At 47.4% G+C, this 409-nt stretch carries 1 tRNA gene and 2 rRNA genes; all 3 read left to right on the forward strand.

Annotated features, from left to right (window positions below):
- Positions 1-123: ribosomal RNA gene (locus tag ASU02_RS23440) — 23S ribosomal RNA — on the forward strand; the annotation flags it as partial.
- Positions 124-190: 67 nt separating this feature from the next.
- Positions 191-307: ribosomal RNA gene (rrf, locus tag ASU02_RS23445) — 5S ribosomal RNA — on the forward strand.
- A gap of 28 nt (positions 308-335) precedes the next feature.
- Positions 336-409 (forward strand) — tRNA-Met (locus ASU02_RS23450).

Here is a 409-nt window from a genome sequence, read left to right on the forward strand (position 1 = left end):
ATGAGATTTCCCATAGCGTCAAGCTAGTAAGACCCCTGAAAGATGATCAGGTTGATAGGTTTGAGGTGGAAGCGTGGTGACACGTGGAGCTGACAAATACTAATCGGTCGAGGACTTAACCAAAATGATTACTCATAACTCTTCTTTAGCATTATCTAGTTTTGAGGGAACAAACCTCATCATAAATAGGTCTAGTGGCGATAGCGAGAAGGTCACACCCGTTCCCATCCCGAACACGGCAGTTAAGCTTCTCAGCGCCGATGGTAGTTAGGGGCTGTCCCCTTGTGAGAGTAGGACGTCGCTAGGCTGTTTTAACTAATATATAATATTATTATCGCGGGGTGGAGCAGTTCGGTAGCTCGTCGGGCTCATAACCCGAAGGTCGCAGGTTCAAATCCTGTCCCCGCAA

The organism is Cytobacillus praedii (assembly GCF_001439605.1).
GTDB classification, from domain to species: Bacteria; Bacillota; Bacilli; order Bacillales; family Cytobacillaceae; genus Cytobacillus; species Cytobacillus praedii.